At 69.7% G+C, this 8,397-nt stretch carries 4 protein-coding genes; 3 read left to right on the forward strand and 1 reads right to left on the reverse strand.

What is annotated here, in order from left to right; all coding sequences use genetic code 11:
- From ACFWP5_RS38855 to ACFWP5_RS38865, 3 genes are all read left to right on the forward strand, one after another.
- The coding region (locus ACFWP5_RS38855; RefSeq protein WP_384167970.1) for a glutaminase domain-containing protein at positions 1 to 2,596 on the forward strand (2,596 nt) is incomplete at its 5' end.
- Between the two features lie 96 nt (positions 2,597 to 2,692).
- Positions 2,693 to 3,865 carry a S1 family peptidase gene (locus ACFWP5_RS38860; protein ID WP_384167973.1) on the forward strand — a complete coding sequence of 391 codons (1,173 nt, stop codon included), beginning with the start codon at positions 2,693 to 2,695 and terminating at the stop codon, positions 3,863 to 3,865.
- Positions 3,866 to 4,215: 350 nt separating this feature from the next.
- Positions 4,216 to 5,922, forward strand: a complete 1,707-nt coding sequence (locus ACFWP5_RS38865) for an MFS transporter (RefSeq protein ID WP_384167976.1) — start codon at positions 4,216 to 4,218, stop codon at positions 5,920 to 5,922.
- Positions 5,923 to 6,054: 132 nt separating this feature from the next.
- Here the strand turns inward: ACFWP5_RS38865 and ACFWP5_RS38870 are convergent, their stop codons facing one another.
- Positions 6,055 to 7,758, reverse strand: a complete 1,704-nt coding sequence (locus ACFWP5_RS38870; RefSeq protein WP_384167979.1) for a carbohydrate binding domain-containing protein — start codon at positions 7,756 to 7,758, stop codon at positions 6,055 to 6,057.
- Between the last annotated feature and the right edge of the window lie 639 nt (positions 7,759 to 8,397).

Below are 8,397 nucleotides of genomic sequence, written 5' to 3' on the forward strand. Positions count from 1 at the left end.
GGGGTGTTGTCGTGGTCCGCGTCCCACCGGACTGCCCCCGCTGTCCAGACGTGACCTGCTGCGCTGGGGAGGGGTGGCCGCCGCAGGTGTCATGGGCGGCCTCGGCATCGGTGGGTCGCCCGCCCTTGCCGCCACCGCCGCGGCCATGGCCGCGGCTTCGACGTTCAGCCCGCTGCGCCCGCCCGCCACCCCTCTCGCCGTGCGGTCCCCGTACCTGACCACCTGGCTGGCCGGGGACAGCCTGGCCGGCACCTGGCCCACCTTCTGGAACGGGCGGGTCACCGCGCTGGCCGGCATCGCCCGGATCGACGGCACGCCGTACGTCTTCCTCGGCGCCCCGGCGCTGCCCGGCGGCCCCGCGCTCAGCACGATGACGCAGACGTCGCTGCAGCTCACGGCCACCCGGTCGATCTTCACGCTCACCGGGGGAGGCGTCACGCTGACGGTCACCTTCTTCTCGCCCGTGGACCTCGGCAACCTGCAGCGCCAGTGCGTGCCGCTGAGCTACGTCAGCGTCCAGGCAGCCAGCGGCGACGGGGCGAGCCACACCGTCGACGTGCACTTCGACGCCTCCGCCGAGTGGGTGCACGGCGACAACTCCACCCAGGTCACCTGGGCCAAGCAGACGACGGGCAGCATGACCGCCCTGACCTGCCAACCGTCCTCCCCGGGGGTGCTGGCCGAGAACAACGATCAGGCCTCGTGGGGTTCGCTGGTGCTGGCCGCCCCCACCGCGAGCGGGCTGACCTGGCAGATCGGCCAGGACACCGTCGTACGGGCGGCGTCCGCCGCGAACGGGACACTGGCCGGCACCTCCGACACCGCCCAACCCCGCGCGATCAACGACCGCTGGCCCGTGCTGGGCCTCAACCAGAACCTGGGCACCGTCACCGCGTCCGCCCCCTCGGCGGTGTTCCAGGTGGTCGTCGGCCATGTGCGCACCCCGGCGGTCAGCTACCTCGGTACCAACCTGAACCCGTGGTGGACGCACTACTGGAGCTCGTGGACCGCCATGCTCGACTGGTTCAACAGCGACCGCACCGCCGCCCTGACCGCCGCCGTCGCCTTCGACAAGGCGATCCACGACGACGCCGCGACCGCCGCCGGCGGCGGTGACACCGGCGAACACTACGCGGCCGTCTGCGCCCTGGCGGTGCGTCAGGCGGTGGCCGGAACGGAACTCGTCGACCGGAACGGCTCGCCGTGGGCGATGCTCAAGGAGATCTCCTCCAACGGCAACTTCTCCACCGTAGACGTGATTTACCCGGCGTCCCCTGCCTACCTGCACCTCTCGCCCGCGTATCTGCGGCTGCTGCTCGAACCGCACTTCCACTACGCGGAGCAGGCAGGCTGGCCCAAGGTGTACGCCGAGCACGACCTCGGCTCCAGCTACCCGAACGCGACCGGGCACCTGGACGGCAACGAGGAGGCCATGCCGATCGAGGAGTCCGCCAACATGCTGATCATGGCGGCGGCCGTGGCCCAGCGCCTTCCGGCAGCCGACGCGGCCTCCTTCGCCACCACGCACTACGCGATCCTCCACCAGTGGGCCGAGTACCTGGTGGCCAACGCGCTCGACCCGGAGAACCAGAACCAGACCGACGACTTCACCGGCTGGATCGCGCACAGCGCCAACCTCGCCCTCAAGGGCATCATCGGCATCGGCGCGATGAGTGTGGTGGCCAAGGCGGCGTCCAACTCCTCCGACGCCACGCACTACGAGACGATCGCCCGGGGCTACATCAGCCGGTGGGTCACCCTGGCCCAGGACTCCTCGGGCACGCACCTGAAGCTCGCCTACGACCAGGACGGCACCTGGAGCCTGAAGTACAACGGCTACGCCGACCGCCTGCTGGGCGTGGACCTGGTGCCCACCGGGGTGGCCGCGCAGGAGGCCGCCTGGTACCTGTCCAAGGCGGGCACGTACGGCGTGCTGCTGGACCCGCGCAACGACTACACCAAGACCGACTGGGAGTTGTGGACCGCGGCCTGGCTGGCCGACCACGCCGACGCCCGCGCCATGCTGATCAACGGTGTCTACGGCTTCGCCAACACGACGCCGTCGCGGGTGCCCTTCACCGACTGGTACGTCGTCGCCACCGGCGCCCAGCGGGGCTTCGCCGACCGCCCCGTGATCGGCGGCGCCCTCGCCCTGATGAACGCCCCGGCGGCCGACTCCGTCGCCTGGAAACGTATCCAGAACAAGAACTCCGGCAAGCTGCTCGCCGTCAGCGGCATGTCCCTGGCCGACAGCGCCGAGGTCACCCAGTACGAGGACAACGGCAGCGCCGACCACCTGTGGACGGTGGTGGACAACGGCGACGGCACCGTCAAGATCTACAACCGCAACTCCGGCAAGCTGCTCGCCGTCCACAACCAGAGCCTCGACGACGGCGCCCACGTCCAGCAGTACAACGACAACGGCACCCAGGACCACCTCTGGCGCTTCGTCGACAACGGCGACGGCTGGATGAAGATCGTCAACGTGCACAGCGGCAAGCTCATGGCCGTCGACGTAGCCTCCCAGGCCAACAGCGCCCAGGTGACCCAGTGGAACGACAACGGCACCTCCGACCACCTCTGGCGGCTCGTCTGATCCGCACGGGTCTGGCATGTGCACAACATGCCTGAGAAGCCGGCACCTCACAAATCCCGACCATTCCTGCCCCACACAGAAATGAAGGAGCGTTCCATGAGAAGCCCGACCAGACTTCGCCTGGGCCTGTCCGTCCTGTTGGCCCTGGGCACCGCGACCCTGAGTCTGTCTCCCGTCGCCGCGTCGCCGTCGCAGCCGACGTCGGCCCACCCCCTCTCCCCGGGCCTGACCGCCGCCCTCCAACGCGACCTCGGACTCACCGCGTCGCAGGCCCGGACACGGCTCAAGCAGGAAGCCGCCGCCACGAAGCTCGCACCCCGCGCCGAACGGGCCGCGGGGCAGGCCTTCGGCGGTTCCTGGTACGACTCGGCGCACGGAACCCTCGTCGTCGGACTCACCAACACCGGCGGCGCCGCGGCCGATTCCGTACGGTCCACCGGCGCCACGGTCGTGCGGGTCGCGCACAGCGCACGCACCCTCGACGCCACGAAGACAGCACTCGACAACGTAGCCAAGACGGACGGCGCCCCCACGGCCGTCCGGAGCTGGCACGTCGACCCCCGCACCAACAGTGTGGTGGCAGAGGTCAGCAAGGGCGCCGAACACAGCGCCGCCGTAAGGGAGTTCCTGGCACCGGCGCGCAAGACGGGGCTGCTCACCGTCCACAGCCTCGCCACGCAACAGGCACCGCGGACCTTCGCCGCGGGCACCGTCGGCGGCGACCCGTACTACATCAACGGCAACACCCGCTGCTCCATAGGGTTTTCGGTGGTCGGCGGCTTCGTCAGCGCCGGACACTGCGGCACGGCCGGCAGCTCCGTGGCCGGCTGGGACGGTTCGGCGATGGGCACCTTCGCCGGCTCGTCCTTCCCGGGCAACGACTACTCCTACATCCGGATCGGCAACGGGTGGTGGACCGTCCCGGTCGTGCTCGGCTGGGGCACCGTCAGTGATGTCCTGGTCCGCGGCTCGGCGGTGGCACCCATTGGCTCGTCCGTCTGCCGCTCCGGCTCGACAACGCACTGGCACTGCGGCACCGTGCTCACGCAGAACGAGACCGTCAACTACAGCCAGGGATCGGTCTATCAGCTGACCGGCACCAGCGTCTGTGCCGAACCCGGCGACTCCGGCGGCTCGTTCATCACCGGCGACCAGGCCCAGGGCGTGACCTCCGGCGGCTGGGGCAACTGCACCAGCGGCGGTCAGACCTGGTTCCAGCCGGTCAACGAAATCCTCAGCACCTACGGTCTGACACTCGTAACCGCCTGATCCCCCAAGGGCTTTGCGCAGGCAGGCCCCAAGGAATCCCCATGCAGCCGGGCTGCGGACAACATCGCAGGCGAAGTGGCGTCTTCGCAGCCCGGCACACATCCCCTCACTCCGTCATGCTCGAAGAGCGGGGCCATGGTGGCGAACCGATCCAGCCGGACGCGAGCCGGGTTCGCCGTTCCTGCTCCATGAACGCGCGGCGCGCGAAGTGTCCCGTCCGTGCCACCCCGCGTGCGAAGTCGTGTCGCGCATCTAGTCGTACCGACCAGTCGGTACTAGCCTCCGCTCGAACGGAAGGAGCCCCCACCTCCCGCCGCCACTCTGTCCCCGGCCGTTCCAAAGGGAGTCGTATGCCCTCCGCCTCCGCACCATTCGACACGCGAGGCCCCGGTGCCGACGCGTCCGGCGCCGGTGCTCGTGGCTCGCTCGCGCTGCTGTACCGGCGTGACCTGGCGGCGTATCCGGCCACCGGGCGGCGCATGTCGTATCTGGCGATCGTGGTGGTCACGACCGTCGTGCTGTACTACATGCTCTACATCCAGTACGCGGTGGCGACGTCGATCATCACGCACTTCGACATGACCTACCGCTACTTCGTGTGGGTCTCGGTCATCGGCAACGCGGTCGGGGCCTTCGCCTCGCTCGTGGCCGGCCTCGCGGACCGGTGGGGGCGGGCGAACCTCGTGGTCTACGGGCTGCTGGTCGCCGCGCTCCTGGTCTTCTTCGGACTGCCCAACGCCGGTGACAAGACGACGTACTTGGTGCTGTTCGCGGTGGTGAGTTTCATCGAGGGCATCGTGCTGGTCGCGACCCCGGCACTGATCAGGGACTTCTCGCCGCAGCTCGGCCGGGCCACCGCTATGGGCTACTGGACGATGGGCCCGGTCATCGGCAGCCTCGTCGTCACGTCGGTGACCAGCAGCACGCTCTCCACCGCCACCTGGCAGGACGAGCTGCGCTACTCCGGGGCGGCCGGGCTGGTCGTGTTCGTCGTGACCCTGTTCGCCCTGCGCGAGCTGTCGCCGGGGCTGCGCGACCAGATCATGGTGAGCCTGCGGGACCGGGCGTTGGTCGAGGCGCGCGCCAAGGGGCTGGACACGGAGGCGGTACGGCGGGGTGAGTGGCGGCAGATGCTGCGCCTGGACATCCTCGGCTCCGCCTTCGCGATCGCGGTCTTCCTGCTGCTCTACTACGCCGCGGTCGGCAACTTCGTCGTCTACTTCTCGACCACCTTCGGCTACAGCGAGCAGCGCACCAACGGCCTGGCCAACTGGTACTGGGCCGCGAACGCCCTCGCGCTGATCGTGGCCGGGCTGCTCTCGGACCGGCTGCTGGTGCGCAAGCCCTTCATGATCGTCGGCGGGATCGGCGCCATCGTGGCGACCGCGGTCTTCGCCTCGCTGGCCACCCACTTGACGACCGGCTACTACACCTTCGCCTGGCTGTTCGTCGCGATCGGTGTGTTCAGCGGCGTCGCCTACGCGCCGTGGATGGCGAGCTTCACCGAGACCGTGGAGAGGCGCAACCCGGCCGCGACCGCCGCCGGGCTCGCGGTCTGGGGCTGGACGGTACGGATCGTGGTCGCCGTGTCGGCGGCGTTCATCCCGGTGCTCGTCACCTCGGTCACCCCGCTCGTCGAACACGGCGCCGAGGTGGCGGTCGCGCAGAAGCAGGCCGCCCCGGCGCTGGCCATCGTCGGCGCCCACCCCCAACTCTTCGCGGAACTGGGCAAGTACACGCCGACCACCACACCTCCCGCCCTGGCCGCCCAGGCGGTGAAGGAAGTCGGCCCCGCCGACCTGGCCGTCGTACAGAAGGCGCAGCCGCAGCTCAAGGTGCTCAAGGAGTACGGGCCGAAGGTGCAGAAGGCCGCGAAGGACGGTCCCGGGGAGTGGCGCACCTGGTGGTGGATCTGCGTGGGCGGGCAAGTCCTCTTCCTGCCCTTCGTGTTCGTGATGGCCGGCCGTTGGAGCCCGAAGAAGGCACGCGAGGATACCCAGGCCCACCAGGACGCCGTCGACCGCGAACTGGCCGCGCTTGCCGGGAGCGAGGCCTGACCTGCACATCGAACAACGCCGCGGCATGGGCGCAACCGCCCTGCCGCGGCGTGCTGGTGACGTTGTGTCAGTTCAAGTCGCTCGCATGGTCTGCGAGGTGTTGTCTGGTCTTCGGTGCCCGTGTCGGTGTGCTCACCCGAGGGTGAAGTCGTCGGCGGTGACGTTGGATTGGCCGTACCAGCCGTGGACGTAGACGGTGACCGCTCCGCTGCTGCCGGTGGTGAAGGTGACATTGAGCTGGTTCCAGGCCGAGCTGTTCGACCAGGTGCTCGCGGACGCGCCGCCGGTGACTCCGATGTAGGCGTACGGTCCCTGGACCCAAGCGGTCAGCGTGTAGCTCGTGTTGGGGGACAGGGTGACGTTCTGGTCGCATTCGCCCGTGCTGCTGGCGCTCGGAGTGACTTGGAGGCTGTGGCTGCCGCTGTGTACCGGGGTGGAGACCACCGCGCTGCCGCCGGTGCAGGTCCAGGGGCTCAGACTGCCGGTCTCGAAGCCCGCGTTGGTCAGTGAGCCTCCGCCTCCTCCTCCGCCTCCCGTGGTGGTGACCGTGAGTGTGTAGGTCGCGCTGTGGCTGCCGGTCGCGGCGGTGCCGGTGACGGTGATCGGGTAGGTGCCCGCGGCCACGGACGAGCCGACCGTCGCCGTCAGTGTCGAACTGCCGCCGGAGGTCACGGAGTTGGGGCTGAACGCGACACTGACGCCGGACGGCGCGCCGGAGGCGGCGAGGCTGACGGACTCGGCGCTGCCGGAGGTCACGGCGGTGGAGACGGACGCGGTCGCCGAACCGCCCTGGGTGACCGAGGCGGAACCCGGTGACAGGGACAGGGAGAAGTCGGTGGTGCCTCCGCCGCCGCCCGAACTGCCCTCGTAGGGCACGAACGCGTCGGTGAACGCGAGGCTGTTCTGGCTGATCTCACTGCACGTGGGAAGGGAGTTGGCGCTTCCGCTGCACGCCTGGTCCCGGGTGACCGCCCAGAACGCCAGGCGCCCGACACCGTTCTGCGCGGCGAAGCTCTCCACCGTCTGGGCATCCGCCAGGGTGAAGGTGGAACCGTCGTCGTTCTTGCCGATCATCGGTGTGATGCCGAGGTTGGCGTAGGTGTAACCGGAGTCGACGGACTGCATCTGCGCCAGTGTGGCCTTGGCCGCGGAGACCGCGCCCTGGCCCATCTCGGTGCCGGTGCCGGCGTAGTAGTCCATGGCCATGATGTTGACCACGTCGATCTTGACGCCCGCGTTCTTGGCGGCATTGAGGATGTTGACGCCGTCGCCTGTCAGCCCGTTCGTCAGCACCGGCAGGGTCATGGAGAACTGCAGGCTGGGGTTGGACGCCTTGAGGTCCTTCATCGCCTGCATCTGGCGGGCCACGGCCGCGGTGTCCGCGATGGCGGCGCCCTCGATGTCGAAGTCGAGCTGGGTGACGCCGTAGTCGTTGATGATGGCCTGGTATCCGGCGTCGATGCTGCTCTGGGTGGAGCACGTCCAGGCGAGCGCCTCGCCGCTGGCCCCGCCGGAGGAGACGATGACGGAGGCCCCTTCGGACTTCGCCCTGGCGATCTCGGGGTCGGTGTAGGAGTCGTTGCCGATGGGGAGCGTGTCGCCCCAGATCTGGTTGCAGCCGACGCCGAGGACGAATGCCGCGGTGTAGGCCTTGAGCTTGTGTCCGGTGATGGCGGTGTCGAGCAGTCCTTCCTGACTGTTCGACATGTCCACGTAGGGGGCCACGGAGTAGACGCTGCTTGCCGCCGCGCTGCTTGCGGGGGCCAGGGCGATGGTGACGCCGGTGGCCGCGAGCGCGAGGGCGGACACGGTGGCCGCGAATCTTGCCAGGCGCATGACAGTTCCCCTTTCGGGGTGCCCCTTGGGGGCGGGGAGGGAGGGGTGGGGTGGTGGAGATCCGGAGCGGAGACGGGGTGAGTCGCGCAGGGATATTGGTACATACCAAACAGCTCGCGAGGGCCTCCGTCAAGAGGACTAGACCAACTTGGTCCGGTCGGGCCGGGGTGTGTCAACTCCGGGTAGGGGAACGGCCGTAGAGGCTGTGCATCCCTGTTCGGCTCGTGGGTTCGCCCGTAGGCGTGCGCTCATCGTGACGGCGTGAAAAGGGCCTCTGCTCGCGAGCTAAAACTCCCGCAAAGACTCCGGCGGTTCAGCCCGCTCGGCTCGGCCGGTTCGGCTCCTGGCCGAGCTCGCGCAGAGGGGCGGGGCGGGTCTACGTCCTTGACGGCCTGGGGCCGCGCCAAAGCCTCGGCCGAGTCCGGAGTCGCCGGACCCGCCCCGCCTGCCGCACCCGCCGGACCAGCCAGGTTCGCCGGATCCGCCGGGATCCGACAGTGCTCACCGGTCCCGCCCGCAGCACCCGGCGCCCCGGGCCGCCGGCGTCACACGCCCCCCGCGCGGCCACCGCCCCCCGCCCCCGGGCGCCCCCCCCCACCCCCCCCCCCCCCCGGAAAGAGGGCCCCCGAAAAACCCCCC

Origin of the sequence: Streptomyces sp. NPDC058469 (genome assembly GCF_042721125.1) — a bacterium.
In the GTDB taxonomy this organism is placed as follows: domain Bacteria; phylum Actinomycetota; class Actinomycetes; order Streptomycetales; family Streptomycetaceae; genus Streptomyces.

Bases quoted from the DNA above. Each gene is read 5' to 3' on its own strand.
- ACFWP5_RS38860 (WP_384167973.1), top strand. From the start codon at position 2,693: ATGAGAAGCCCGACCAGACTTCGCCTGGGCCTGTCCGTCCTGTTGGCC.
- ACFWP5_RS38870 (WP_384167979.1), bottom strand. From the start codon at position 7,758: ATGCGCCTGGCAAGATTCGCGGCCACCGTGTCCGCCCTCGCGCTCGCG.
- ACFWP5_RS38865 (WP_384167976.1), top strand. From the start codon at position 4,216: ATGCCCTCCGCCTCCGCACCATTCGACACGCGAGGCCCCGGTGCCGAC.